Here is a 24,938-nt window from a genome sequence, read left to right on the forward strand (position 1 = left end):
GCGCGGCCGGATCTGACAATCCGCCCCGTTCGGCGGCCGACGCCTGGGATCCGGCCACATGAAGTTCTCCCTTGGAAAATTCCTCACCAGCGATGACTTCATCGCAGGCTCCGCGCTGATGGGGATCGCCGCGTTCTTCCTTTGGGCATCCCGGCGCTACCCCGTGGGCACCGCCGCGAACATGGGCCCGGGCTATTTCCCACGGGCACTTTGCTGGATTCTGCTCGCTATCGGCCTTGCCGTAATCATCAACGGTCTGCGCCATGGGCCGGTCAATGCACCGGCGGATGAGAGGCTCAGGCTGACACCGATCATCCTCATTCCGCTCTCCTACGTCATCTTTGCCTGGATCGTCGAAAGCGTCGGCCTGCTGATTGCCAGCACCGTTCTGATCCTCGTATCGGCGGCGGCCGTGCCCAACCGCAAAATCCTCGAGACGGTCATGGTCACCGTGGCGCTCCTGATCATGGCCTTTGCGCTCTGGTATGTCGTCGGCGTGCAGCTGCCTCTGCTTCCGGGGGGCAACTGATGGACCTTTTCGCCAACCTGGCGCTCGGCGCATCGGTCGCCTTTACCATCAATAACCTGGGCTATTCGCTGTTGGGCTGTCTCATCGGCACGGTGATCGGGGTTCTGCCCGGTCTGGGGCCGGTGTCGACGATCGCGATGCTGATCCCTCTGACCTTCTATCTGGAGCCCGTGTCCGGGTTGATCATGCTCGCCGGCATCTATTACGGCGCCCAATATGGCGGCTCGACCACAGCCATCCTGCTGAACCTGCCGGGCGAGGCGTCGAATGTGGTGACCTGCCTCGACGGGCATCAGATGGCCCGAAAGGGGAGGGCGGGTCCTGCGCTCGTCATCGCAGCGCTCGGCTCGTTCTTCGCCGGCAGCCTGGCCACTCTCCTCATTGCCCTCTTGGCGACGCCGCTCGCACTGGCGGGTATGTCCTTCGGCTCCCCCGAATATTTCTCGCTCATGGTGCTCGGGTTGCTCGGCGCGGTGGTGCTCGCCCAGGGCTCGGTCCTGAAGGCAACCGCCATGGTGACGCTCGGCGTCCTCTTGGGCCTGGTCGGAATGGATGTCGACAGCGCCGTCTGGCGCTTCACCTTCGGATTCAATCAGCTCGCGGATGGCATCAACATCGTGCCGGTCGCCGTCGGCTTGTTCGGGGTGGCCGACGTCATCAGGGAGTTGCGGCATCGCAGTGGAAGTTCCGGAACCCTGATGAAGGTGGGCACCTGGATGCCATCGCGCACCGAGATACGGCAGGCCATCCCGGCCACCCTGCGGGGAACGACGATCGGCTCGGCGCTCGGCATTCTGCCGGGCGGTGGCGCGGTTCTCAGCTCGTTCACGGCCTATATCGCGGAGAAGAAGCTCTCCCGCGATCCCTCGCGCTTCGGTCAGGGTGCGGTCGAGGGTGTGGCGGGGCCAGAAAGCGCCAACAACGCGGCGGCCCAGACGTCCTTCATTCCCATGCTGTCGCTGGGCATTCCCAGCAACGTGCTGATGGCCATGATGATGGGGGCGATGATCATTCACGGCATTCAGCCCGGGCCCCAGGTCATGACCGAAAAGCCCGACCTGTTCTGGGGGCTGATCGTGAGCATGTGGATCGGCAATGCCATGCTGGTCATTCTGAACCTGCCGCTTGTCGGCATCTGGATCCAGCTGCTGCGCACCCCCTACCGGATCATCTATATCGCCATCCTGCTGTTTGCGGTCATCGGCGTGTACACCGTCAACAACAGCTACCTCGACGTGATGATCGCGGCCCTGTTCGGCCTGTTCGGCGTTTTCCTGCTCCGCTACGGCTTCGAGCCTGCGCCGCTGCTGCTCGGCTTTGTCCTCGGCCGGCTGCTGGAGACCAATTTCAGGCGCTCGATGGTTCAGTCCGGCGGCGATCTGACCGTTTTTATCGACCGGCCGATCAGCCTTGCCCTCCTGCTGATCGCGCTCGGTTTCATCCTGCTGCTGCTGCTTCCATCTTTCCGAGCCAAGCGCGAGGAGGCTTTCTGTGAGTGACCATGCGGGCCTTGCTTTGTGCTTAGTGATGACGGGGCGGCTGGAATGCAGATGAACGGCAAGGTCGCGATCGTAACCGGCGGGGCCCAGGGGCTGGGCGCTGCCGAAGCCGAGATCCTGCTCGATCATGGCGCAAGTGTCGTTGCTTGCGACATTCGCGACGACGAGGGCGAGGCCTTTGCCGCTGCCATGGAAGCGGCCGGGCATGGTGGCCGCATCGCCTACCAGAGGCTGGACGTGACCAGCGCAGACGATTGGGCGCGGGTGGTGGCTTTCGCGGAACGGCGCTTCGGTCCGCTCACCTCGCTGGTGAACAATGCCGGCATACCCGGGCGCGCGGGTGTCGAAAACACCACGGAAGAGGGATGGCAAAGAACGATCGATGTCGACCTGAAGGGTAGCTGGCTCGGCATGAAGGCCTGCATACCCTCGTTCCGCCGCGCGGGTGGTGGCGCGGTCGTCAATACGTCATCGACCTACGGCCTTGTTGCGTCCGGTCATGGCAGCACCGCCTATAGCGCCGCGAAGGGGGCGGTCGTCATGCTCACGAAGGCCGCGGCCGCCGAATACGCCCGAGAGAATATCCGGGTGAATTGCATCCATCCGGGGGTCGTCGACACGCCGCGCAATCAGACTCTGCCGCCGGACTGGCTGGAAGGGCTCCTGCGGAAAACACCGCTCGGGCGCATGGCCGCCCCGCGCGAGATCGCCTCCGCCGTGCTCTTCCTCCTGTCGAACGAAGCCTCCTACGTCACCGGCACGTCCCTGGTGGTCGATGGCGGCTACACAGCAATTTAGCCGTTCCCGCTCCGCATTGGCGGGCGGATCGTGGACGTGAACAGGGAGCGTGCAATGCCCTTTTTCGACTTCAACGACATTCCCGAGGAGCTCGTCACGCCCGAGAAATCCACGGCCATGGCGAAGCTCATCACCGGGACGCAGGTGGAGCTGGCGATCCTGCGGTTCAACGCCGGCGAAGGCGCCAAGATGCATGCCCATCCCCAGGAGCAGATCGTCTATATGCTCAAGGGGCGGATGAAGGTCATGACCGAAGGAAGCGAAACCATCATCGGGCCCGGCGAGGCGGCGCTGTTCGCCCCCAATGTTCCGCACGGCACTGTGATGCTCGACGATGTGGAATGCGTGAGCGTGAAGGGCGTGATCGGCGGCCTTGGCCACCGGCCCGCTTAGGGACGCACAGATATCGCCAAATCAACCCGCCCGCAAACCTGGACCTTGCCCATGAACCGGAACCGCCTCTCCTTCAATACCGGTAATCTCGCCGGAACGCTCAGCGAGAAGCTGGCGGCGCTCGAGGCGGCCGGGTTCACCGCCACCACCATGTGGCCAGCGGATTTCTTCGGCCGCTTCGAGGATATCGGCACGAATTTCGACGCCGCGCGCTCGAGCCGGCTCCGGCCGACTTGCTACATGATGATGCGGACCTTTGAAGGCATACCGGCCGCGATGAAGCCGCAGAAACTGGAGCTGGCGCGCCAAATGATGGATCAGATGGCGCTGATCGGTGCAACCACGCTCGTGCAGACGTCCAATGTCAGCGCGCATGTGGAGAAGGACTGGGCGCGCGCGGTGGAGGATTTTCAGGCGCTCGCCGAGATCGCCCGTGCCAGGAACGTTCGCGTGGCTTTCGAGCCCCTCAGCCAGGGGCCTTGGATCAACACCTACATGCTCGGCTGGCAGCTGGTGAAGGATGTTGATCATCCGAATTTCGGCCTCGTCTTGGATGCGTCCCACGTCTTCCTTGCGGAGTCTCCGCTCGACGAGATCGACCAGATCCCGGGCGACAGGATCTTCCTCTGCGAGGTGTCGGATTTTCCGGCCGCGAATCTCCCCCCGCGGGAGATGCTGCGGAACTACAGGCTGTTCCCGGGCGAAGGGGTGAAGCCGGTCCGCAGCTTCGTCGAACGCGTGATGGGGACGGGGTACGAGGGCGATTTCTCGGCCGAAGTCTTCAACGCCTACTACAGAACGCTCGACCCCGCGGTCGTCGCGCGGCGTGGCTTCGACTCCCTGGAAAAGCTCTTTGCGAAGGAACTTGGGCTGTGATGGGCCGGCGCCCGGCCGCCATGCGTGGTCTTGCAATGGAGGATCGTTGAAGAGTGTCCACAGCGTCTTCAGGAAGCCGTTCCCCCGGGGCGATGGATCTCACCGGCAAGGTTGTCATCGTCACCGGCGCGGCTCACGGTATCGGGGCGGCGGAAGCCGAAGGGTGTCTGGCGCGCGGGGCCTGCGTCCTGATGGGAGACATCCTGGATGACGAAGGCACCACCTTCGCCGCGCAGATGAATGAACGATACGGCCCGGGGCGGGTGATCTACCGGCATATCGATGTGCGCGACCCGCAATCATGGCAGGATGCTGTCGCCGAAGCGGAAGCGACCTTCGGGCGGCTGACCGGGCTCATCAACAATGCGGGGGCGCCCGGCCGGCCGGGCATCGAGGACACCTCGGAGGCGCAGTGGGACCTCACCATCGACACCGACCTCAAGGGCAGCTGGCTCGGCATGAAGGCCTGCATCCCCGCCATTCGCCGCGCGGGGGGCGGCGCGATCGTTAACACGTCATCGACCTACGGAATGGTCGCTTCGGGAAGGGCTGCAGCTTATCACAGCGCAAAGGGTGGCATCATCATGCTGACCAAGGCTGCCGCCGTGGAATACGCGAGGCAAGGCATCCGGGTGAATTGTATCCATCCCGGAATAACGGAAACCGCCCGGTCGGCGACCCTCAATACCGACTGGCTCGCCTCGCTCCTGGCAAACACCCCGATGCGGCGGATCGCAAAGGCAGAGGAGATCGCGGCCGGAGCCGTTTTCCTTCTGTCGGATGCCGCGTCCTACATCACCGGCGCATCGCTGGTCATCGATGGCGGGTTCACCGCGATCTAGTGCAACGGGGCGCAGGGAGATCCGTCGGTGAACTGGAAGGGAATGGAATATTTTCTCCATGTCGCGGATGTCGGCAGCATCACCATGGCCGCGCGCGATCTCGGCATCGCCCAGCCCGCGCTCAGCAGGCACATCCGGCGCCTGGAAGTGGAGATCGGCGCGGAGATGTTTCACCGGCTGCCGCAAGGGGTGCAACTGACCGAGGCCGGACGGCAGTTTCACGAGCGCTGCCGGCGCATCATGCATGAATTCGCCTTGGCAAAACAGGACATATCGGGCCGCCGCGGAAGTTTGCACGGGAACGTCGCATTCGGCCTTCCCGACACGCTCGCGGCCTTGCTGGCACCATCGCTGGTCAGGCGGCTGCGCGTGGAGGCGCCGAACATCTCGCTCCGCATCGTCGAGGGCGACGGTCCGTTCCTGACCGAGGCGCTGCTTGCCGGCCGGCTGCAGGCGGCCATCCTCCCGGCGCCGGTCAACACACCCATGCTGGACGTGCTGCCGCTTGGTCCGGAAGCGATCGCGGTGTTCGATGCGCGAAACTTGCAGGACGCGCGCGAATACTACACGCTTGCGGAAATTTGTAACCTGCCCCTCATGATGACCACTGCCCTGAGACGTTTCGTCGAGGCGCAGATTTCCGGATTTGGAAAGCGGCTGAACGTTCAGGTGGAAGTGGATTCGATCAGCGCGATCCGGCGAATGGTGGTGGCCGGGATGGGGCCGAGCATCCTGCCGGTTGCCACCCTGCGCGAGGAGGTGGAAAGCGGGGTGGTCCGCGCTTTCCCTATATCCGGCATCGAGCTGAAGCGCGTCTTGGCCATCGTGCAGCCGAAAGGTGCTCCAGCTCCCGCGCCTGCCCTGGTGGTGCGGATTGCGCGTGACGAGATGGCGCTGCCCCGTAACGAGGGGGCGCTCACCATGATCCCGGGCCAGCAGCGCCCGCTCGATTATCCCGGTGCTGCCGAGCCTCGGCTAGGCAGTCGGGCATCAATGCGCGTGAGGGAGGAGACGTCCTGTGCCTAGCGAATTTCCAAGCGGGCGGGCCTGGGCCCACAACATCACCGCCACGGGCTACACCGATCTCGACGGCCGGCCCGGGTTCAAGATGGCGATTCATGAAACCGGCGGCAGATGGTATCTCTATGTGGCGCATCTCTGGCATAGCGGGCTGTCGGTCGTCGACATCACCGATGCCAGCGAGCCGCGCATGGTCCGCTTCATCCCCGGCCCGCCGAACACCTGGACCCTGCAGGTTCAGGTGGCGGACGGCCTGATGATCACGTCGCAGGAGCGCATTCTCCAAGGCTGGGGCGAGGATCCGAATGCGCCCTTCGGCGAGGGTTTCGTCATCTGGGATCTCGCGGATCCGGAGAACCCGGTCCAGCTCGGTCACTACAAGACCGGCGGCAAGGGTACCCATCGCAACTACTATGCGGGTGGGCGCTATGTGCATGCCACCGCGCTTCCCGAAGGCTATGACGGCCACATCTATCAGATCGTCGACATCCAGGACCCTTCGCGGCCCGTGGAAGTCTCCCGCTGGTGGCGCTATGGACAATGGACGGCCGGGGGAGAGCCGGGGGTGCCCCACGGCACGCTGCTGCACGGGGGAGCCTATGTGAAAGGCGATCGCGCCTATCTTCCGTATAGTGCCGGCGGTTTCGTCATCCTCGATATTTCGGACGTCACCCGGCCGAAGCTGGTCAGCGATCTGCCGTTCTCGCCACCGTTCCAGGCCTTCATCTGCGTTCATACGGCGGTGCCGCTCAACGACCGCCCGCTGGTGGTGGTCAATTCCGAGGCGATCGAGGAGCAGGGCAACGAGCCGCTCGGCTATGCCGGCATCGTCGACATCAGCAGGGAGGAAGCGCCCCGCCTGATCTCCTTGTTTCCTCAGCCGATCCCGCCGGAGGGCATGGGCGTGAGGAACTTCTACGAGCGGCCGGGACGCTTTGGGCCCCATAACCAGCACCAGCCGCAGTTTCAGAAGGTGCTCTACCAGAACGAGAACGTCGTCTTCCTGACCTACTTCAACGCCGGCTTGCGCGTCTATGATATCTCCGACGAGCGGACCCCGCGCGAGATCGCCTATTTCATCGCGCCCGATCCCGTGGAAAGACGAGGGCTGCTTCCCAAGACCGGCCTGGTCACACAGTCCGAAGACGTGCTGGTGGACCGGCGTGGCAACATCTTCGTCACCGACAAGAATCACGGAATTTATGTCCTGAACTGTTCCTGCCTGTAACAGGGGCCGGCTGCCTCCGCTCGCCTGCGCCATCTGGCGCGTGGGCCGCGCGTCTGCGAAAAGATCCGGTGCGGCATGTCATCAACCGGAGGACCAAGGCATGGTGGACAGGAGGGTCTGCTTCGACTTCGAAGTGGTGTTTTCCAATGGCGGCGGCTTGCAGGGCCAGGGTTTCCGGTTGGATATCGAGGGCGACGACATCGAGGACGATTCGCTGGCCGCCTATATCATTCGCGACCTGCGCCTCCTTATGGTGGGTGAGGTGCGCATCCTCAACAAGCGCATCATCGAGGAACGGCACAAGCGCGCAGCGCATGGCGCGGAAGCGCCTGGCGGAAACGCCGAGGCCCCTCGCCTTGTCGACCTCAGCCACACGATCGAAAATGGCATGATCACGTATAAGGGGCTGCCGGCGCCGCTCATCTGCGATCATCTCTCGCGCCAGCAGTCACGCGAGATCTACGCGGAAGGCACGGAATTCCAGATCGGCCGGATCGACATGGTCGCCAATACCGGCACCTATATCGACATGCCCTTTCATCGCTATGCGGATGGCCACGATCTCGCCGGCCTTCCGCTCCAGCGGGTGTCAGGCGTTCCAGGCGTGGTGGTCAGGGTGGAGGGTGCCGCGGAGCGCGCCATCGACTGGCAGCATTTCGTGCCGGTGGAGTGTCGCGGCAAGGCCGTGCTGGTCCATACCGGCTGGGACCGCCACTGGCGCACCGACCGCTATTTCGAAGGCCATCCCTTCCTGACGGAAAAGGCGGCGCGCTATCTCCGCGATGAGGGTGCGGCGCTCGTCGGCATCGACTCCCTCAACATCGACGACACCGCGGATGGCGCGCGCCCCGTGCACTCGATCCTGCTGGCAGCAGGCATCCCGATCGTCGAGCATCTGACCGGCCTCGGCGCGCTGCCGGCATCCGGCTTCCGCTTCTCCGCGGTCCCGCCCAAGATCAGCGGCATGGGCACTTTTCCCGTGCGCGCCCATGCCTGCCTGGGTTTTACATGCGGGTGAGCTTGTAGCCGCTCTGCTCGAGGTCCCAGGCGGCGGCCGTACCGGCCGGCAGTTCGTCCTTGCGGATTCGTTGTGTCGGCCCCCTCGGGAAGTCGTCGACGAAGTCGATGTAGCGGGGGATCTGGTAATAGGCGAGGTGCTTCTCGCACCAACGAACGAGGTCGAGCGGCGCTGCGGCCATGCCGTCGGCCAGCTTGACGAAGGCGCGGATGTCCTGTTCTCCCATTTCGGAGGGAACGCCGATCACCGCCGATTCCGAAACCGCGGGGTGGGCGTTGATGACCCGCTCGACCTCCCAGGCCGAAACGTTCTCGCCGCGTCGCCGCAGCGAATCCTTCTTGCGGCCGGCATAGTAGAAATAGCCCTCTCGATCCACATAGCCGAGATCCCCGGTATGGACGCACCCGTCCCGCAGGACCTCTCCCGTCTTCGCGTCATCGCGAAAATAGCCGCGCATGATCACCCTGGGGTCTTTCGGCTTCACGACGATTTCGCCGATCTCGTCCGGGCCTGCGCGCCGGCCGGCCTCATCTGCGATCCAGGCGTCGAATTCCTCAACCGGCACGCCGATCGAGCCGACGCGGCCCTCCAGGTTCATATGCGTGAAGTTCTGAGCCTCCGAAATGCCGTAGCCTTCGCGGACCGTGACCCCGAACCGGCGCTCGAATGCGCGCCAGCTGCCGGCCGGTGCCGCGGCGCCCCAGGCGATGCGAACCGGGTTGTCGGCATCGTCAGGTCGCGGCGGCTGCTTCAAAAGAAGGTTCATCGCGCCGCCCAGATAGTGAAAGAGCGTGGCGCCGCTCTCGCGGATCTGCTGCCAGCATTGCGTGGCGCTGAATCGCTCGACCATGGCGATCGGAACGCCATGCTGCAGGCTGATGAGAACGCTCATCCAGCCCGCAACATGGTAGAAGGGCTCCCACAGGAACAGGATGTCGGACGGGCGGACGTCGGCGAGGATGCCGGCATTCTTGGCGCCCACCTGGAAAAAGCGTTCGGTCATCACCACGCCTTTGGGCCGGCCCGTAGTGCCCGACGTATAGGAAATCGCATGGACGGCATCCAAGGAGCGCTCTTCCGGATGCTCCGGCCGGCCGCGCCCATTGGTGATATCGAGAGCGCTGTCGTGGGAGCGCAGGCCGGGCTCGGCGTCCCGCACCAATACCGGCAGCCGTACGCCGGCCATGGCGAGCGCCGATTGCGTTTCGGTAAGGAACGCCTGGTCGACGATGATGGCATGCGGTTTTGCGTCTTCGATCTGCAGCTGAATCCCGCTGCGCTTGAGATGGATACTGACCTCGATGATGACACATCCGATCCATGCCAGCGCGAGGTAGACGACGACATGCTCCGGATGGTTCGGCATCATCACGAGAACGCGCTGGTGCGGCTCCAGTCCCCTGGCGCGCAAGGCTGCGGCTGCGGTGCGCACCCGTTCAGCCAGGGAACCATAGGTCAGCTCCCGCCCGGCGAATCGCAGAAACACCGCGTTGCCGCGCAGGGCCGATTGGTGCTCGATCAGCTGCCAAATGGGACGGGCCTCGGGGGCGGCAGAGAGCATCGTTTTTCTTCCAATAGTAGCGTATTGCAATACATTATATCGCATAACGCCATAAACGAGGGATTGTCAACCCGTGAAGCGGGAAACAAGTGCTTTTGGTTGGAAGGCGATGGTATATGCTGCGTTGCGATATGCTTGAGCATGCGCAGGCTCGTTCCCGATGGGAAGTTCTGATATGAAAAAGGGTGGAATGTCTGCCGGTCGAGGAAAGCAGCCGAGGGCAAAGCTGGCAGCGCATCCCGAGCCGGCAAGGTCGCTGTTCGTGAATTCGCTGCAGAAGGGCTTCGCCGTCCTCAAGGCGTTCAGCCGCGAGCGGCCCCGGCTGACCCTGGCTCAAATCACCAAGATCACCGGTCTGGACAAGAGCGCTGCCCAGCGATTTCTCTACACGTTGCATGAACTGGGTTTCATAACGAAGGACGAGGAGACCAAGCAATATTCCTTGTCCGCAAAGATCCTCGAATTTGCTTATACCTATCTCTATAGCGACCCCATCATCGAGCGCGCCCAGCCCTTTTTGGTGGAGGTGCACGAAAAAACGGGTGAGACCGTCAATCTGGCCGTGCTCGACGGCAGCGACATCATTCTCATTTCCCGCATCCCCAGCAGGCATGTGCTTTCAACCAATATTCAGATCGGATTTCGGCTCCCGGCCATCTACAGTGCGTCGGGGCGGGTGATTGCTGCACTGCTGCCTCAGGCCGAACGGGAGCGGCTGCTCGATGAATCGGCCTATGTGGCCTATACGCCGAATACGGTGATCGACCGTAAGCGTATTCGCCAGCTCATTCAGCAAGCGGCCGCCGACGGCTACGCGATGGTCGAATCCCAGGTCATTTCTGCCGATATTTCCGCCGCGGCGCCGGTGATCGACGGGTCGGGGCGCGTGGTCGCTGCGGTCAGCATGTCCGTTCCGAACACACGGATGAAGTTCGCCGAGGCAAAGCGCCTGTTCGTGCCCGCCGTGGTCGAGGCGGCGCGCAAGATTTCCGTGGCGCTCGGCGCGTTCTAGAGCATTTTCGAGCGAGGTGGATGCCGGTTCGCGTGAAGAAAATGCGACCAAGCAAGAACTTGAGACGCGGTTTCGCGATTTAGAGAAAAGCGGAAACGCTCTAAGCGGTTTCCCCTCGAATCCCGGAACCGTTTTCTGAAGCCGAGGGCTGGCCGGCTTGCCTCGCCCCTAGCGGCTGGCTCGTGCGGTCCGTGTTGCAGAAAAGTAAAAAGTATTGCAATGCGCTACATCGATGCGTATGATGACCTTGGTTGAGGGCAACGAGAACAGAGCCCCATCCTCGACAAGGCCATGTTCCAAAGGGGAGCCGCGAGAATGGAAGCGCAGAGGACATCCCGCCGCAGCGCTGCGATTGCAGCCATATTGATGCTGACCGCCAAAGCTGGACATGCCTATGCGGAGCAGCCGTCGCCGCTGATTGCCGCCATACAGGCGGCGGGGAAAGCGCAAGTCGCCATCGCGTCGGCGCCGCCCTATGCCTACATGTCGCCGAACGGAGACCCGCAGGGCTATCTGATAGATCTGAGCAAGGCGGTGCTTCAGGGGCTGGAGGTTGAGGGCCTGGCAGCAACGGTGACCACCTGGGACGCGATGATCCCGGGGCTGAACGCCAAGCAGTTCGACTTCATCCCGGCCGGGCTCAATATCACCAAGGCGCGCTGCGAGGTCGTGTTGTTCACCGCGCCGGTCACCGCCCAGCAGGATGCCCTCTACGTCAAGCCGGGCAATCCGAAGCAGTTGCAGGGCTACACGTCCGTCGCCGGCAAAGGCGACGTCACCCTCGCCGTGCTGTCGGGCTCTTCCCAGGAAGCGTTCGCGCGGCAATCCGGCATTCAGCGCCGCCAGCTGGTCATCGTGCCCGATATCCAGGCGGGCGTCGCGGCGGTGCTCGGGGGCCGCGCAGACGCCTTCGCCGTCGGCGAGTTCAGCGTGCCCAAGCCCGAGCAGCGCGGGGTGGAGCGCATCGCCGACCCGGCGTCTCCTCTGGTGGGCATCGGCATCGTCTTCAGAAAAAGCGATATGCAGGCCCGTGATGCATTCGATGCGGAGCTGGCGAAGCTGCGCGCAAACGGAACCATGCAGAAGCTCTACGCCGGCAAGTACGGCTTCACCAATTGGGAGGTCCTCGCCGGACTTTCCAAGGCGTCCGACCTGGCGCCCGGCTGCGAATAGTCCCGGCGGTCGTCATGACGGTGCTGCTCGATTACCTTCCGGCACTTCTCCAGGGCTTGAAGACGACACTGGCCGTAGCCGTGCTGAGCATCGTCGGTTGCGCCATAACCTCGGTTCTTCTCGGCATTTTTCGCAGCGCCCGCCGGCTGCCTCGGAGAGTCGCGGCCGGCGCGGTGGTCGAGCTTCTACGCGGCGCCTCCGCCCTGGTCTACCTGTTCTGGGCCTACTACGCCCTGCCGCTGATTCCGGGAATGCCGCAGCTCAGCCCCTTTGCCGCCGCGGTTCTCGTCCTTTCGCTGGTCGGCGGCGCCTATGGCGCGGAGATCGTGAGGGCCGGGATCGAGTCGGTCCCCCGGGGCCAAACGGATGCAAGCCGCGCGCTTGGCTTGTCGCCGTTTGAAACCCTGCGGCTGGTGATCTTGCCGCAGGCCCTGTCGCAAATCGTGCCGTCCTTCGGCAGCCTGGCGGTCGATCTCGTCAAGTGGACCACGATTGTGAGCTTCGTCGGCGTCCAGGACGTTTTCTACGTCGCCAACAACATTCGCAACATCACCTACGACACCGTCAAGATCTACTTGATGCTGGCGATCCTCTACTGGGTGTTGTGCTTTGTCACCAGCGTCATTTTCCGCGCCGTCGAATGGTGCTTGCCGCTCAACCGGGCGCTCAGGGCGGGCCAGCCGAAGGCCCTGTCCGTCTTCTCGAGCTGGCGTGCTGGTCGCCAACCGGCGGAGTTGCTGCAATGATCTGGGACTGGTCCTACGCAGCCGAGATCATGCCGGAGCTGTTATGGGGCGTATGGATCACGCTCCTCGTCACGGCGGCGAGCGCGGCCATCTCACTGTTCGGCGGCCTTCTACTCGCCGTCTTCGCCAGTGTGTCCGGCCGCGCCGGGCAGTTCGCGGTGCGCTTCTTGATCGAGGCGCTGCGTGGCGTGCCTATCCTGGTGCTGCTGTTTTTCGGCTTCTACGCCTTGCCGCAAATTGGGCTCACGCTCTCCTCCTATACGGTCGGGATTCTGGTGCTGGGCATCGTCTACGCGGCCTATTGCTCGGAAGTCTATCGCGGTGCCCTGCTCACCATACCCTCGGGCCTGCGCGATGCCTGCAGCGCTCTCGGCTTGCCCAAGCTGGTGACTTGGCGAGATGTGCTGATCCCGCTGGCGGTGAGCAAAAGCATCCCTTCGCTCGTGAACTACGTGCTGCTGCTCTATCGGCAATCGGCACTGCTGTTCGCGATCGGAATACCGGTGCTGATGGGGCAGGCCCAGACCGTGGGCTACGAGCGGTTCCGTTATCTCGAGCCCTATACTTTGGCCGGCGTCCTATACCTCGCTCTCAATCTGCCGTTTGTCTACGTTCTCTACCGCTATAAGGCCAAGCACGATGAAAAGCACATATGACGTCATGCCCCTTTTGGCCGAGGGGGACAGGACCATGCCCGGGGCGGCATCGGCCTCGATCGGCGCAAACAAGGTCGAAGCGCGCCCCGCAGCCCACAAAGGTGTTCCCGCCATCACATTCGCCGGCGTGTCGAAGTCGTACGGCCCCAACCCCGTGCTCGTCGATTTCGATCTCGCGGTGCAGCCAGGGGAAAAGGTCACCCTCATCGGACCGAGCGGCTCGGGCAAGACCACCGTGCTTCGGCTTGCCATGACCCTGGAGAAGCCGAGCGCGGGCGATATCCTGCTGTTCGGCGAAAGCATGTTCTTCGATCGCGCCGGCCGGCCGAAATCGCCACGGGAAGAGGCCGCGATCCGGCGCCAGTGCGGAATGGTGTTCCAGCAGTTCAACCTGTTTCCGCACATGACCGTGCTGGACAATCTGCTGCTCGCGCCACGCACCGTACTCAAGCTGCCGAAGGCGGAGAGCGAGGCCCTGGCGCTCGAGCACCTGCGCCTCGTGGGGCTCTCCGAAAAGACCAGGGCCTATCCCGGGCAACTCTCCGGCGGGCAGCAGCAGCGCATCGCGATCGCGCGGGCTCTGGTGTTGCGCCCCAAGATCCTGCTCTTGGACGAGATCACCTCGGCGCTCGATCCGGAGCTGGCTGGCGAGGTGCTCGACGTGGTGCGCAACGTCGCCCGCGAGATGAACATCTCGCTGCTCATCGTCACCCACGAGATGCGGTTCGCCCGCGAGGTGTCCGATCGCATCGTGATGTTCGATGCCGGCCGGGTGGTCGAACAGGGGCCGCCGGAGCAGATCTTCGGGGCGCCGCGCTCGGAGCGGACCAGAGCCTTTCTACAATCGGTCTTGAACCACTAAGGAGATGGCAGTGGGGTGCGTCACGCTTGAAACGGCCGGCGATATCGCGGTCATTCGCTTCGATAATCCTGGAAAACTCAACGCCTTCACGCGGGCCATGCGGGCGGAGGCCGTGCGGCTGCTGGCCGAAATCGGTGGCGATGCCCAACATGCCGGCGCGGTGCTGACCGGGGCCGGCGAGGCATTTTGCGCCGGCCAGGATCTGAACGAAGCCGCGCAATGGGACGAGAATACGCCTTGGGTCGAGGAGTTCGAGGCCTTCGCCCGCGGGCTGCTCTCGTTCAGGAAGCCGCTGGTGGCGGCCGTGAACGGGGTCGCCGCCGGTGGCGGCTTTCAGATGGCGCTGATGTGCGACAGCCGCATCGGCCATCCCGGCGTTCGCATGGGCCAGACCGAGGTGCGCCGGGGACTGGCATCAGTCACCGGGACGTGGCTGCTGCAGCGAAGCGTGGGGGATGCGCGGGCGCGAGAGCTGGCACTCAGCGCGCGCCTGATGGACGCCGACGAGCTGCACGGCCTCGGGCTGCTCAACCTCGTCGTGCCCCCCGAGCAGGTGCTGGAGGTAGCGCTTTCGGCGTGCAGGCGATTGGCCGAGAGTCCGGCGGGAAGCTTCGCGCTGACCAAGGGCTGGCTTTACGACAGCCTATCCGACGAGCTCGGCCAGGTTTTCGCGGATGCCGTGCGCCAGCACCGCCGCGCTTTCGAAAGCGGCATATCCCAAGCCGGCGCACGGGCCTTCTTGGGCGGGGACCACCGCGCGTCGCCCTGAGCGGCGGGGCGAGAACCACCATCGCGTTCACCAACAACTACCCAGGGAGGGAAAAATGCGAGGGTTGTACTTGGGCTGCTTCATGGGCCTGGCCGGATTCGCCTTGGCTCACGCGAGTGGCGATGACGTTTTTCCGGAGAACGATCTGCTGAATGACACGGTCATGTCGGAAAGCGCGTGCGCGGCCAAGGGCAATGCCGTCTGGATAGAGATCGCAGGACGGGGCGACTGCATCCGGTATTATCACAGCAATCTTGCCGGTGCGGAGGGGGCTGTCGCCTATATTCGCGGCGACAGGCTGTTCAAAGACAAGCCCATCAACTACACCGATAACGCCGCAAAGGCACAACAGGCGTTCGTCGAGGCGGCGGCCAGCGAGTTGAACTACCCCGTGATCTTCGTCGCGCGGCCGGGCACCTATGGCTCGTCCGGCGACCACAGACGCCGCCGCGAGCTGCGGGAAGCGCAGCTGTTGGACGAAGCGCTCCGCAAAATTCAGGAACGGCATCATCTGAAGCAGGTCGCTCTCGCCGCGCAGTCAGGCGGAGCTTCCATGGCGGCATATGTGGTGACCCGCCGGCCGGACATCGAATGCGTAGCGCTCACCGGCGCGTCGCTTTCCATGGCGGCAATCCAGAACGCCATCGACGATGGGACTGCCTTGGCCCAATACATGAACCCGATGTTTTATGATCCCGTAAGGCACGTCTCCGAAATCGATGCCAACGAACGGCGCAGAATATTCGTGATCTACGACAAGCAAGACCGGTTTGTGCCGGAAGTGAATCAGAAGGCCTATGCCGACGCCGTGCGAGAGGCGGGACATCAGGTCTGGCTGGTGGAGGGACAGGCCGTCGGTTCGGCCAACCACACCCTCGATCGGACCGGGCGGCATGTTGCGGCCTGGTGCGCGCGGGGCGTTCCCACCGACGTGATCCTGGATCGGATCAAGCGTGGCGAGATCACGGGCTGATGGGCCGGCAGCCAGCCGGCAGCGAACTCAGCGGCCAAGGAGCTTGGCCGCCATCGCAACGTCGAGCACGCCGAGGCCGGTGAACGAAGCAACGGTAAGGTGCGGGTGGGCGCGGCCAGCGAGCTTGCCCGCCACCCACTCCGCCAGGCTCGCATCCAACCGTTCGGGCGTCAGTCGCCCGGCTTTGATCAGGGGCGCCAGGTTGCCGCGCTTGGTCGCGGCTTGCCAGTCGTCGACGATCAAGGTGTCGGCGGCGAGGATGAGGTCGTCAGCCAGCTCTTGGTAGGAGCCCAAGCCGCAGATGAAGGCAGGCGTCTTCACCATCGAGCGGCTGAGAAACGGCGCGTCGGCGGAAAGGCCCGTTGCCGTGACGATGATGGAGGCTCGGTCCACGGCCTGTTCAACGCGCGCGGCAGGCGTTACGCGAATGCCGGTCTCCTCCAGCAGCGCCTGGGCATCCGCATCCGTCTTGCGCTGGTCTCTGCTCCAGACGCGGATTTCGGCCTGCGGAAAGCCATGGGCGAGCAGAGCTGCAAGTGCCTTGCCGATGGCGCCAAATCCCAGCACGGCGATCCGTGCAGGCGAAGCAAGTCCCGCGTGCCTTGCCGCGACCGTGGCCATTGCCGCTGTGCGCCAGGCGGTGAGCCCCGTGGCCTCGACGATCCCCAGCAGCGTGCCGTTGGTGAAGTCCGTCAGAACCACCGTTGCCGGCGCGCGAGGAAGACCCGCCTGAGCGTTCCGGTCGAAGGTGCCGACCCATTTCACGCCCGCCACGTTCTGCTCCGGCAACGCGCCCGGCATGGCTTTGAAGGCTCGCCGCCCCCGCGCATCTTCGACGGCAATCATCGATGGGGTGGCCACCGTCGCGCGCTCTGCGGCAAGCTGCCGGAGTGTCGTTTCGACCGTTTCCAGGAGCAGTGCCGGCGTCAGCCGCTTGGCTGCCTCAGCTTCGGACAGGAATATGGGGGCATCCGCATTGGACCCGGGCTCGCAGCACGTTGTTTTCATCCGATGGTCGTGCTCCGGATTGCATTCGGCTATAGTGTTTCGCGATGCGATCTAGGTCAACCCGGAAGCGTACATGAGCCGATCCGGCATTGCCGTGACGCTGCACGCTGACCCCACCCAGGCCTATTGGTCCTTGCAGACGTCCACCCATTTGGCCTGGACGAGTTCGGCAAAGCGCTCCGGCGGGATGCGTATGGCCGCATGGGTCGAGCCGGCTGCCGTGACGACCTCGTCGAAACGCTTCAATTGAATGTCGAAATACACGGGCAGCGGCGCGGCAAGGCAAAGCGGCGTGATGCCGCCCACGGGATGGCCGGTGATCGCGGACGCCTCGGGCCCGGGCAACATCCGGCCTTTGCCGCCGAGCGCTTCCTTGACCTTGCGGTTGTCGAGCCGCGAGTCACCGCAGGTGACGACGATGACTGCATCGTCGGCCACGCGCAATGTCAGCGTCTTGGCCACCTGAGCGGGCAGAACGTTCCACGCGCGCGAGATGTAGTCAGTCGTATGCGCTTCGCCCAATTCGACGATTTTCAAGTCGGGCGCATATTCGGCCAGATATTTCCGCATGGCTTCGGGTGTCATGGCTCGTCTCTGGCGGTTAGGCGGCAACCGAGTTGCAGAGGCGGCCGACACCTTCGATCTCGATTTCGATCGTGTCACCGTGTGTCACCGCCCGCGTCTTGCCGGGGGTCCCGGTAAAGATCACGTCGCCCGGCATCAGCGTCACGAACTGAGAGACGTAGCTGAGCAGCTTGTCTGGCGAATAGACCAGTTCGCTTGTGGACGAATCCTGCCACAATTCGCCGTTGACCCAGGTCCGCAAGCGCAGGTTGGAGTAGTCCAGCCCCGTCACGATCGCCGGCCCGATCGGGCCGAAGCCGTCGGCACCCTTGGCGCGGAACCATTGCAGGTCGTTCAACAGCCATTCGCGGTCGACGAGATCGTTGCAAATCGAAACGCCGAAGACGTAGTTCCTGGCTTCGGCTTCGCTCACGCGCGTTGCCTTCTTTCCGATCACGAGCGCCAACTCGCCCTCGAAATGCACGTTGCTTGCGCCTTCCGGAAAGACGATCTCCGCGCCGTCGGGGATCAGGCTCGAGGGAAACTTGGCAAAGATCACGGGCTTCGTCATATCCATGGGCTTGCCGCCCGGCAAAGTGAAGCCGCCCTCTGCGGACTTCACGAATGTCTGGTGGCTCGCGTAATTCAGGCCCACCGCGACGACCTTGGATGGCTCGCAAGGCACCAGCAAGCGCACATCCTCGGAGCGGAAAGTGGCGCCGGTCGGTCTGGCTCCCTCGTAGATCGAGCCCTCCAGTTCCTCGATCACGCCGTCCTTCCACCGGCCATAGGCGATGCGACCGGCGCTCTCGAACCGGACATATTTCTGAATTTCGGTTTGTGGCGTCATGCCCCTTCCTTTCACATCGGTTGCACCGCGGGAAGTCCAGCGGCAAAGGATGAACCCTAGGAAAAAGGGCGGCGGGCAATCTTGAATGGTTGTGCGTCGGGTCAGGCGCCGAACGTGGCTCGCTTCCACTGGCGCGGCGACATGCCGAACGCCTCGCGAAACCGCCTCGTCATGTGGCTCTGGTCGGCAAAGCCGGCATCCAGGGCCGCCTCAGCCAGCGGCATGCCGGCTTCGAGGCGCTCGCGCGCGCGTTCCAGTTGCCGCATCGTGCGGAACCGGCTCGGGCTGGTTCCGAAAGCCGCGCGAAAGCTGCGCGCGATGCTCCACCGGTCCATATCGGCCAGACGTTCGAGAGCGGCGGCGTCAAGGCGTCGGGCCGGATCCTGAATGATTGCTTCGCGCACCTTGCACAGACGCTCGAACGCAATAGACCCGGGACGCCCGGCAGACCGGCTTCCGGCGGCGGTTTCCAAGCAATCGACCGCATCGGCGACGAATTCGGTCCGCAAGAACTCGTCTTCGCAAAGGTCCGGCTCCCAGAGCTTGTCAAGCAACGACGCCCATGCGCTGTCGGCTGTCAGCACCGGGTTCCGAACGAAAGGCAATGCCCGCCCGCCCAAAGCCTGTTGCAGGAGGCATGGATCGATATAGGCGATGCGATAGGCGAAACCGTCTTGCGTTCCCGCCCCGCCATCGTGCAGTTCATCGGGAAAAAGGATGTGAACCTGCCCAGGCCGTGCCCGATACCGGCGTCCCCGGTAGAAGAAGCACTGAAGCCCGAAGAGTGTGATACCGATCGCATAGCTGTCATGCCGGTGCAGCGAATAGGGCGTGCCATGGAAGAACGCCTCCATGCGCCGGATGCCGGCTTGTCCGTCATCCAGAGTACGCACCCTGTCCCGGGAAAGCTTATCGAAGTCCACGTCCATCGCACCGCGGTCGGTTTCCCGGACACTCGCTAGGTCTAGCCAGGCCTGTCAACCCAAAAGGGCGCATAACGTTATCGGACATTATTCCTTGCAATCGGAGCGCTCGGCATTTGGTATTTTCGAATCTCGCTGGCTGCGTCGGCTCGCAGCTGGAACGATTTGGCCCGTTCGGGTCTCGGCAACCATGAGCTTGGCAGGAGCTTCACGTGGCGATCGGCAAGACAATCGCGACCTACTACGAAGGCCGATGGATCGATGGCAACGTTCCGATCATACGGGCGGCGGACCATGCAGCCTGGCTTGGAACCCAGGTTTTCGACGGCGCGCGCTTTTTCGAGGGTGCAGCGCCGGACCTCGATCGTCATTGCGCGCGAGTGGTCAGGTCGGCCGAAGTCATGGGCATGGTCGCGCCTGTCACGGCCGAGGAAATCGAGTCACTGGTCCGGGCGGAACTTAGGAGGTTCTCGCCCGAAGCCACGCTTTACATTAGGCCGATGATGTGGTCGCGGGATGGGGGACCCGGCGTGATCGATCTCAATCCCGATTCCACCGGCTTTGCAATCTGCCTCGAAGACATGCCTTTCCCACCGATCGGCGCTTACTCCCTGACCGTGTCGCCCTACCGGCGGCCGCGCCAGGATATGGCGGTTACCGAAGCCAAGACAGGATCGCTCTATCCCAATAATGGGCGAATCCTGACCGAAGCCCGGTCGCGCGGCTTTTCCAATGCATTGTCGCTCGATGCGGACGGCAATGTGGCGGAGACGGCCAGCATGAATGCCTTTGCTGTCAAGGACGGCGTCGTCTTCACGCCGGTTCCGAACGGCTGTTTCCTCAACGGAATAACCCGGCAGCGGGTGATGAAGCTGCTTCGCGACGACGGTGTCGAAGTGGTCGAAACGACGATGTCCCTCGACGATTTCGCCGAAGCGGATGAGATTTTCCTGACCGGCAACATTTCGAAGGTCATGCCTGTCACCCGCTACCAGGATCGGGAGTTGCAAATCGGTCCCGTGGCAAAGAGAGCCCGGTCGCTTTACCGGGAGTTTGCGAAGTCCGCTGCAGCGCTGGTTTGAACGGGCCCAGCGCCTACGGTTAGCTCGCCTGGCCCCTGTCATAGGGGCGAAATACTTCGCGCGCGATCCGCAACAGCGTCTTGAGAGATCGGTTTGGCTTGGTGTTGCGGTTGATGCTCACCGAATAGCGGTAGCTCAGTCTCGGACGGAACGGCCGGGTTACGACGCCGTTGGCTTCCCAGAAGCTCGCCGAGAACGGCTCGAGCAGCGCAATCCCCAACCCTCGCCGCACGAGCGCATAAGCGGTGGCGGAATTCTGTGTTTGGATGGATGTCCTGCCGGTATATTGCCCGGCGGCGAGTAGCCGATCATGCTGCCGAAATATATTTTCGTTGAGCTCCGATAGGGATATCAGCGGCTCCTTACGGATCTCTTCGAGCGTCACATGCTCACGTTCTGCGAGCCTGTGGCCCTGCGGCAGGGCGCAGATATAATCGACAGTTGCCAGCGTTTCCTGCTCGATCCCGGGCTGATCGCCGATCTGATTTCCAAAGCCTGCATCCACATGCGCCTCCCTGACCATCCGGAAATAGGTCGGGACATCCACGGTCATGAGTCTCACCGTTGCCTCCGGTACCCGCGCCAGGAACCGGTCGATGATCTGCGGCACCACGGTCATGGACAGGGCCGGCATTGAAATGATCGTAAGGGTGCGAAAGCTCTCCTTGCGCATAGCTTCGCTGCGCGACTTCAGGCGAGTCAGCGCATCGAAGACTTCCTGCAGGCTGTGATAGAAGTCCATCCCTTGCTCGGTCGGCACAATCCGCCCCTTGCGCCGCACGAACAACGGAAACCCCAGCGAGTGCTCCAGATCGGACAGCAAGCGGCTGATGGTCGGTTGGCTGATGCCGAGATAGGCGGCAGCAGACGAGACGGTTCCGTGGAGAACCGTGGCCCGAAAGGCTTCTAGCTCGCGGAACTCCAACAGCAGACCTCCAAAGAATATGAATAATGATAGGCATCATTATTCATTGAGGCTCGTGGGTTGTCGAGGCTTAATCGTTGCAGGAGCCTCGCAGATGAGCACACTCGAAATCCTGGAAAAACTCGTCGGATTCGACACGACCAGCAGCAAGTCGAATCGTGAGATGACGCTGTGGATCCGGGACTATCTCATGGGCTTCGGCGTGCAGAGCGCTCTTGCTCCGAACGCCGAAGGCACCAAGTTCAACTTGGCCGCGCGCATCGGGCCGAACGCGCCCGACGGCATCGCGCTCAGCAGCCATTCGGATGTGGTGCCGGTCGAGGATCAGAACTGGGACACACCACCGTTCCGACTTACCCGTCGCGGGTCGCGGCTCTACGGCCGCGGCGCCTGCGACATGAAGGGATTTCTCGCCTGCACGCTTGCGGCGGTGCCGCGCCTCATGGCAGCGGAGCTGAAGCGGCCGGTCGACATCATCGTCAGTTATGACGAAGAGATCGGCTGTCTCGGAACCCGACCGCTCCTCGATACGCTGCAGCGGCAGGCCCTCCCTCCTTCCATGGTCATCGTCGGGGAACCGACCGCGATGGCGATTGTCGACAGCCATCCTGGCGCCCATGCCGAGATCGTACGCTTTTTCGGACGCGCCGGCCATTCCAGCCGCCCGGAACGTGCGGTCAGTGCTGTCGAAATGGGTCTCGATTTCCTCTGGCGGCTGCGCGAGCTGGCAAGAGGCGAGGATGTTGCCAAGACAGGGCTGCTTCTGAATCTTGCCCGGTTCCGCGGCGGCACGGCGCATAACATCATCGCGGGCGAAGCAGAGGTTGAATGGTCGGCCCGTTTCGATGCACGGGACGCGTTGGACAAGGTGGTAGTCGGCGCGGCGCGGCTGGCCCGCGAACTCGAAATCCGCATGAAAAGCATCGATCCGGCCTGTCGAGTCGAAACCGAAGAGCGTCTTGACATCCCGGCTCTGCTGCCCGTGAGGGACAATCCCGCTTTCGCGCTCTGTGCCCGCCTGACCGGGCGCAATGCGGCGGAGCGTGCGGCATACGGTACGGAGGCGGGTTTCTTTCAGCAGGCGGGACTCTCAACCGTGGTCTGCGGGCCCGGCGACATCGCTCAGGCACATGCCCCAAACGAATTCATCGAAGAATCGCAGCTCGCAAGTTGCGACGCTTTCCTAGCGCGGCTGGCAGAGGAACTCTCCGCGCCCTAGCAAAAGGGGGGACATCAATGGCAGCGGAACACTTCGACAAAGGTATTCGGACCGGCATGCCCCCGGCAGGACCGGGATCACGTCGTGCCGTCATAGCAGCAACGATAGGCAACCTGCTCGAAACCTATGATTTTGCGGTCTATGGCTTCTTCGCCATCACCATATCGAAACTGTTTTTCCCGGCGGAGAACGACACCGCGGCATTGCTTCTGACGGTGGGCACCTTCGGCGTCGGCTTTTTCATGCGCCCGATAGGCGCTGTCATCCTTGGCAGTATGGCGGACCACAAGGGCCGCAAATTCACCCTTTCGGTGACCATCCTGCTTATGGCGCTTGGAACGGCCATGATTGGCTTGGCCCCCACCTATGACAGCATTGGGTTGTGGGCCCCCGCCATCATTGTCGTGGCCCGGCTCATCCAAGGATTTTCTGCGGGTGGGGAAATCGGGACGGCCACGGCTTTCATGGTCGAGCATGCACCGGCGGGCCGGCGTGGCTTGTTCGCGAGTTTTCAGCAGGCGAGCCAGGCATGTGCACTTCTGCTGGGGTCTCTCGTCGGTGTAGCCGTGACCGGACTCCTTTCTCAGGAAGCACTGGAAAGCTGGGGATGGCGCGTGCCGTTCCTGCTTGGCCTTCTCATCGGGCCCGTCGGCTTCTATATCCGCGCAAAGACCGGGGAGACGGGGGAATTCATCCAGGCAGCCAGCCAGAGGAAGGAGTCCGCGCTCAGCGAAGCCCTGCGCCTTCACAAGCGCAGCATCGTGATCGGCTTCGGAATTACTGTTACCTGGACCGTCTGCACCTACTTCTTTCTCGTTTACATGCCCACCTATGCGGTTCGCGAGCTTGCACTTCCGCAGAGCACGGCGTTTCTCGCCAATAGCATCAGTCTGGCGATCATCTTGGTGCTCGCGCCGATGTTCGGTGCTCTCTCCGACCGTATCGGCCGCAGGCCGTTGCTGCTCTGGCCGGCAATCGCGATCGCTCTTCTGACCTATCCGCTCCTTGCCTTCCTGACGGGATCGCCGGGAACCGGGTCATTGATCGCCTTTCAAGCAATATTTGCGGTTCTGATCGCCGCCTTCACCGGGACCGCACCGTCCGCGATTGCGGAGATTTGCCCGCCAGCAGTGAGATCCACAGGAACGTCGATCGCCTACAATCTGGCCGTCACCATATTCGGTGGATTTGCACCGTTCATTGCAACCTGGCTGATCGCCAGCACCGGAAGCAGCCTGTCGCCTGCAGCCTATGTGACAGCGGCCGTGACCTTAGGCACGACATTGGTTTTTCTTCTGCACCCAGCCAGGCTGGAAACGGCAGCTCGCGTCGAGGCGAGCGGAACGGCGCTTTTCAGCCGGATGACGCGGCGGTGAAAACCGCCAACTGAGCGTCGAAAGCACGCTTGTAGGCGGCCCTCGCTTCACCGCGGGCGACATAGGCGGCGAGGTTCGGATATTCCTCCAGAATGCCCGATCCGTTCAGCCTGCGCAGCACGGTTACCATCAGCAGGTCACCGGCGCTGAACGCGCCATCGAGCCAGTCGGCATCGCCAAGGCGACAGGAAAGGTCGCCCAGCCGCTTCCGGATGCTGTCCTCGAGGAAACGCAGCCGCTGCTCGTACCAGGGCTCGTCCCGCTCGAGGATCCTGACGAGATCGCGGTCGAAGATCGGCGGCTCTACCGTGTTGAGCGCGGCAAACATCCACGCGATCGCGCGTGCCCGGCCGTTCGCGTCCTCTGGCAGCAGCCCCCCATGGCGCTCGGCGATATGGAGCACGATCGCCCCCGACTCGAACAGGACGAGATCGCCGTCTTCATAGGTCGGAATCTGCCCGAAAGGATGAAGCGCGCGATGCGCGGGTTCCTTCATCGCTTTGAAGGAAACAAGACGAACGTCGTAAGGCTGGCCCACTTCTTCGAGCGCCCAGCGAACGCGCATGTCACGCGCCAGCCCCTTGCCGCGATCGGGCGACCGTTCAAAAGCGGTGATGGTGGGGGTCACGGGAACGCTCCTGGTGGTTGCATGACGCATCGTGCGTCCGTGTTGATCCCGATGGCAGCGCCGTCAAGTCATAGCCCACCGGTTACCCAGGGGCTATCGCGAACGACGCCCCGGGCGCTCGCTTCGTTACCGACGACCTTGCATCCGCAATGGCCGCGACAACCCGGTGCCACACACAGCGACCGCTCGATGACTCTCTTTAAACTCCGCGAGAAGCGGAACGGCAAGTGAACGTTCCATGAAGAACGTGAGGGACGCCAGATCCGTGGTAGGCCGTCAACCGATTGGAGCTGCTCGGGAATTTGGAGCGGGCGATCGGGATCGAACCGACGACATTCAGCTTGGGAAGCTGACGTTCTACCACTGAACTACGCCCGCAGATCTTGATGAAAATCATTGATTTTCAAG

At 63.1% G+C, this 24,938-nt stretch carries 26 protein-coding genes and 1 tRNA gene; 19 read left to right on the forward strand and 8 right to left on the reverse strand.

From position 1 onward, the window contains the following. Positions 1 to 58 precede the first annotated feature (58 nt). From E4P09_RS08565 to E4P09_RS08605, 9 genes are all read left to right on the forward strand, one after another. Positions 59 to 529: a tripartite tricarboxylate transporter TctB family protein gene (locus E4P09_RS08565; protein WP_137389061.1), complete on the forward strand. Its 471-nt coding sequence runs from the start codon at positions 59 to 61 to the stop codon at positions 527 to 529. Then, a complete protein-coding gene (locus E4P09_RS08570) occupies positions 529 to 2,028 on the forward strand; it encodes a tripartite tricarboxylate transporter permease (RefSeq protein ID WP_137389062.1) in 1,500 nt (499 codons plus the stop codon). The genes E4P09_RS08565 and E4P09_RS08570 overlap by 1 nt, the downstream gene beginning before the upstream one ends. A 51-nt stretch (positions 2,029 to 2,079) precedes the next feature. Then, complete coding sequence (locus tag E4P09_RS08575; protein WP_239025065.1) at positions 2,080 to 2,826, forward strand: SDR family NAD(P)-dependent oxidoreductase; 747 nt, start codon at positions 2,080 to 2,082, stop codon at positions 2,824 to 2,826. A 54-nt stretch (positions 2,827 to 2,880) separates the two neighbouring features. Then, positions 2,881 to 3,219 carry a cupin domain-containing protein gene (locus E4P09_RS08580; RefSeq protein WP_137389064.1) on the forward strand — a complete coding sequence of 113 codons (339 nt, stop codon included), beginning with the start codon at positions 2,881 to 2,883 and terminating at the stop codon, positions 3,217 to 3,219. 51 nt (positions 3,220 to 3,270) lie between these two features. Then, positions 3,271 to 4,095, forward strand: a complete 825-nt coding sequence (locus E4P09_RS08585; RefSeq protein WP_137389065.1) for a sugar phosphate isomerase/epimerase family protein — start codon at positions 3,271 to 3,273, stop codon at positions 4,093 to 4,095. A 53-nt stretch (positions 4,096 to 4,148) separates the two neighbouring features. Further along, complete coding sequence (locus tag E4P09_RS08590; RefSeq protein ID WP_137389066.1) at positions 4,149 to 4,937, forward strand: SDR family NAD(P)-dependent oxidoreductase; 789 nt, start codon at positions 4,149 to 4,151, stop codon at positions 4,935 to 4,937. 27 nt (positions 4,938 to 4,964) lie between these two features. Then, positions 4,965 to 5,963 carry a LysR family transcriptional regulator gene (locus tag E4P09_RS08595; protein ID WP_137389067.1) on the forward strand — a complete coding sequence of 333 codons (999 nt, stop codon included), beginning with the start codon at positions 4,965 to 4,967 and terminating at the stop codon, positions 5,961 to 5,963. Then, positions 5,956 to 7,185: an LVIVD repeat-containing protein gene (locus E4P09_RS08600; RefSeq protein ID WP_137389068.1), complete on the forward strand. Its 1,230-nt coding sequence runs from the start codon at positions 5,956 to 5,958 to the stop codon at positions 7,183 to 7,185. The genes E4P09_RS08595 and E4P09_RS08600 overlap by 8 nt, the downstream gene beginning before the upstream one ends. 100 nt (positions 7,186 to 7,285) lie before the next feature. Further along, positions 7,286 to 8,203, forward strand: coding sequence for a cyclase family protein (locus E4P09_RS08605; RefSeq protein WP_137389069.1), 918 nt, complete (start codon positions 7,286 to 7,288; stop codon positions 8,201 to 8,203). Here the strand turns inward: E4P09_RS08605 and E4P09_RS08610 are convergent. After that, entirely contained in the window at positions 8,190 to 9,764 is a 1,575-nt protein-coding gene (locus E4P09_RS08610) for an AMP-binding protein (protein ID WP_170984304.1), read from the reverse strand. The two genes, E4P09_RS08605 and E4P09_RS08610, sit on opposite strands and share 14 nt — an antisense overlap. A 190-nt stretch (positions 9,765 to 9,954) precedes the next feature. On the opposite strand from E4P09_RS08610, the gene E4P09_RS08615 reads away from it, so the two are divergent. The 7 genes from E4P09_RS08615 to E4P09_RS08645 all read left to right on the forward strand — a co-directional run bounded on the left by E4P09_RS08615 (position 9,955) and on the right by E4P09_RS08645 (position 15,955). Next, complete coding sequence (locus E4P09_RS08615) at positions 9,955 to 10,776, forward strand: IclR family transcriptional regulator (protein ID WP_170984305.1); 822 nt, start codon at positions 9,955 to 9,957, stop codon at positions 10,774 to 10,776. 315 nt (positions 10,777 to 11,091) lie between these two features. Further along, complete coding sequence (gene ehuB / locus E4P09_RS08620) at positions 11,092 to 11,949, forward strand: ectoine/hydroxyectoine ABC transporter substrate-binding protein EhuB (RefSeq protein ID WP_170984306.1); 858 nt, start codon at positions 11,092 to 11,094, stop codon at positions 11,947 to 11,949. 14 nt (positions 11,950 to 11,963) lie between these two features. Continuing rightward, positions 11,964 to 12,695: an amino acid ABC transporter permease gene (locus tag E4P09_RS08625; protein WP_137389073.1), complete on the forward strand. Its 732-nt coding sequence runs from the start codon at positions 11,964 to 11,966 to the stop codon at positions 12,693 to 12,695. After that, positions 12,692 to 13,351 carry an amino acid ABC transporter permease gene (locus E4P09_RS08630; RefSeq protein WP_170984307.1) on the forward strand — a complete coding sequence of 220 codons (660 nt, stop codon included), beginning with the start codon at positions 12,692 to 12,694 and terminating at the stop codon, positions 13,349 to 13,351. Before E4P09_RS08625 ends, E4P09_RS08630 begins: the two co-directional genes overlap by 4 nt. Next, positions 13,335 to 14,213 (forward strand): amino acid ABC transporter ATP-binding protein, encoded by an 879-nt coding sequence (locus E4P09_RS08635; RefSeq protein WP_239025066.1) that lies wholly within the window; start codon positions 13,335 to 13,337, stop codon positions 14,211 to 14,213. The genes E4P09_RS08630 and E4P09_RS08635 overlap by 17 nt, the downstream gene beginning before the upstream one ends. 10 nt (positions 14,214 to 14,223) lie before the next feature. Further along, positions 14,224 to 14,982, forward strand: coding sequence for an enoyl-CoA hydratase/isomerase family protein (locus E4P09_RS08640; RefSeq protein WP_170984308.1), 759 nt, complete (start codon positions 14,224 to 14,226; stop codon positions 14,980 to 14,982). A gap of 55 nt (positions 14,983 to 15,037) precedes the next feature. Then, positions 15,038 to 15,955 (forward strand): alpha/beta hydrolase family protein, encoded by a 918-nt coding sequence (locus tag E4P09_RS08645; RefSeq protein ID WP_137389076.1) that lies wholly within the window; start codon positions 15,038 to 15,040, stop codon positions 15,953 to 15,955. Positions 15,956 to 15,982: 27 nt separating this feature from the next. On the opposite strand, the gene E4P09_RS08650 is transcribed toward E4P09_RS08645, so the two are convergent. From E4P09_RS08650 to E4P09_RS08665, 4 genes are all read right to left on the reverse strand, one after another. Then, positions 15,983 to 16,963: an ornithine cyclodeaminase family protein gene (locus tag E4P09_RS08650; RefSeq protein ID WP_137389077.1), complete on the reverse strand. Its 981-nt coding sequence runs from the start codon at positions 16,961 to 16,963 to the stop codon at positions 15,983 to 15,985. 123 nt (positions 16,964 to 17,086) lie between these two features. After that, positions 17,087 to 17,548 carry a YbaK/EbsC family protein gene (locus E4P09_RS08655; protein ID WP_137389311.1) on the reverse strand — a complete coding sequence of 154 codons (462 nt, stop codon included), beginning with the start codon at positions 17,546 to 17,548 and terminating at the stop codon, positions 17,087 to 17,089. 16 nt (positions 17,549 to 17,564) lie between these two features. Next, positions 17,565 to 18,377 (reverse strand): fumarylacetoacetate hydrolase family protein, encoded by an 813-nt coding sequence (locus tag E4P09_RS08660; RefSeq protein ID WP_137389078.1) that lies wholly within the window; start codon positions 18,375 to 18,377, stop codon positions 17,565 to 17,567. 101 nt (positions 18,378 to 18,478) lie between these two features. Next, positions 18,479 to 19,300 carry an AraC family transcriptional regulator gene (locus E4P09_RS08665; protein ID WP_205042046.1) on the reverse strand — a complete coding sequence of 274 codons (822 nt, stop codon included), beginning with the start codon at positions 19,298 to 19,300 and terminating at the stop codon, positions 18,479 to 18,481. Between the two features lie 212 nt (positions 19,301 to 19,512). Here E4P09_RS08665 and E4P09_RS08670 point away from each other — a divergent pair, with 212 nt between their 5' ends. Beyond that, entirely contained in the window at positions 19,513 to 20,382 is an 870-nt protein-coding gene (locus E4P09_RS08670; RefSeq protein ID WP_137389080.1) for a branched-chain amino acid aminotransferase, read from the forward strand. Between the two features lie 19 nt (positions 20,383 to 20,401). Here E4P09_RS08670 and E4P09_RS08675 read toward each other — a convergent pair whose 3' ends face one another. Continuing rightward, on the reverse strand, positions 20,402 to 21,307 hold the full coding sequence (locus E4P09_RS08675; RefSeq protein WP_137389081.1) for a LysR family transcriptional regulator: 906 nt from the start codon (positions 21,305 to 21,307) through the stop codon (positions 20,402 to 20,404). A gap of 94 nt (positions 21,308 to 21,401) precedes the next feature. On the opposite strand from E4P09_RS08675, the gene argE reads away from it, so the two are divergent. Together argE and E4P09_RS08685 are read left to right on the forward strand one after the other, a co-directional pair. Further along, positions 21,402 to 22,526: an acetylornithine deacetylase gene (gene argE, locus E4P09_RS08680; RefSeq protein ID WP_170984309.1), complete on the forward strand. Its 1,125-nt coding sequence runs from the start codon at positions 21,402 to 21,404 to the stop codon at positions 22,524 to 22,526. A 17-nt stretch (positions 22,527 to 22,543) separates the two neighbouring features. After that, the gene (locus E4P09_RS08685) at positions 22,544 to 23,902 is read left to right on the forward strand and encodes an MFS transporter (RefSeq protein ID WP_137389083.1); all 1,359 of its coding nucleotides are present in this window, start codon (positions 22,544 to 22,546) and stop codon (positions 23,900 to 23,902) included. Here E4P09_RS08685 and E4P09_RS08690 read toward each other — a convergent pair. Together E4P09_RS08690 and E4P09_RS08695 are read right to left on the reverse strand one after the other, a co-directional pair. Further along, a complete protein-coding gene (locus E4P09_RS08690) occupies positions 23,880 to 24,530 on the reverse strand; it encodes a glutathione S-transferase family protein (RefSeq protein ID WP_137389084.1) in 651 nt (216 codons plus the stop codon). The genes E4P09_RS08685 and E4P09_RS08690 overlap by 23 nt on opposite strands. 303 nt (positions 24,531 to 24,833) lie before the next feature. After that, positions 24,834 to 24,908: transfer RNA gene (locus E4P09_RS08695), tRNA-Gly, on the reverse strand. Positions 24,909 to 24,938 lie beyond the last annotated feature (30 nt).

Source organism: Rhodoligotrophos defluvii (assembly GCF_005281615.1).
Lineage (GTDB): Bacteria > Pseudomonadota > Alphaproteobacteria > Rhizobiales > Im1 > Rhodoligotrophos > Rhodoligotrophos defluvii.

Coding starts and splice junctions, on each gene's coding strand:
- E4P09_RS08565 (WP_137389061.1), top strand. CDS start 59: ATGAAGTTCTCCCTTGGAAAATTCCTCACCAGCGATGACTTCATCGCA.
- E4P09_RS08570 (WP_137389062.1), top strand. CDS start 529: ATGGACCTTTTCGCCAACCTGGCGCTCGGCGCATCGGTCGCCTTTACC.
- E4P09_RS08575 (WP_239025065.1), top strand. CDS start 2,080: ATGAACGGCAAGGTCGCGATCGTAACCGGCGGGGCCCAGGGGCTGGGC.
- E4P09_RS08580 (WP_137389064.1), top strand. CDS start 2,881: ATGCCCTTTTTCGACTTCAACGACATTCCCGAGGAGCTCGTCACGCCC.
- E4P09_RS08585 (WP_137389065.1), top strand. CDS start 3,271: ATGAACCGGAACCGCCTCTCCTTCAATACCGGTAATCTCGCCGGAACG.
- E4P09_RS08605 (WP_137389069.1), top strand. CDS start 7,286: ATGGTGGACAGGAGGGTCTGCTTCGACTTCGAAGTGGTGTTTTCCAAT.
- E4P09_RS08610 (WP_170984304.1), bottom strand. CDS start 9,764: ATGCTCTCTGCCGCCCCCGAGGCCCGTCCCATTTGGCAGCTGATCGAG.
- E4P09_RS08615 (WP_170984305.1), top strand. CDS start 9,955: ATGTCTGCCGGTCGAGGAAAGCAGCCGAGGGCAAAGCTGGCAGCGCAT.
- ehuB (WP_170984306.1), top strand. CDS start 11,092: ATGGAAGCGCAGAGGACATCCCGCCGCAGCGCTGCGATTGCAGCCATA.
- E4P09_RS08625 (WP_137389073.1), top strand. CDS start 11,964: ATGACGGTGCTGCTCGATTACCTTCCGGCACTTCTCCAGGGCTTGAAG.
- E4P09_RS08630 (WP_170984307.1), top strand. CDS start 12,692: ATGATCTGGGACTGGTCCTACGCAGCCGAGATCATGCCGGAGCTGTTA.
- E4P09_RS08635 (WP_239025066.1), top strand. CDS start 13,335: ATGAAAAGCACATATGACGTCATGCCCCTTTTGGCCGAGGGGGACAGG.
- E4P09_RS08645 (WP_137389076.1), top strand. CDS start 15,038: ATGCGAGGGTTGTACTTGGGCTGCTTCATGGGCCTGGCCGGATTCGCC.
- E4P09_RS08650 (WP_137389077.1), bottom strand. CDS start 16,963: ATGAAAACAACGTGCTGCGAGCCCGGGTCCAATGCGGATGCCCCCATA.
- E4P09_RS08655 (WP_137389311.1), bottom strand. CDS start 17,548: ATGACACCCGAAGCCATGCGGAAATATCTGGCCGAATATGCGCCCGAC.
- E4P09_RS08660 (WP_137389078.1), bottom strand. CDS start 18,377: ATGACGCCACAAACCGAAATTCAGAAATATGTCCGGTTCGAGAGCGCC.
- argE (WP_170984309.1), top strand. CDS start 21,402: ATGAGCACACTCGAAATCCTGGAAAAACTCGTCGGATTCGACACGACC.
- E4P09_RS08685 (WP_137389083.1), top strand. CDS start 22,544: ATGGCAGCGGAACACTTCGACAAAGGTATTCGGACCGGCATGCCCCCG.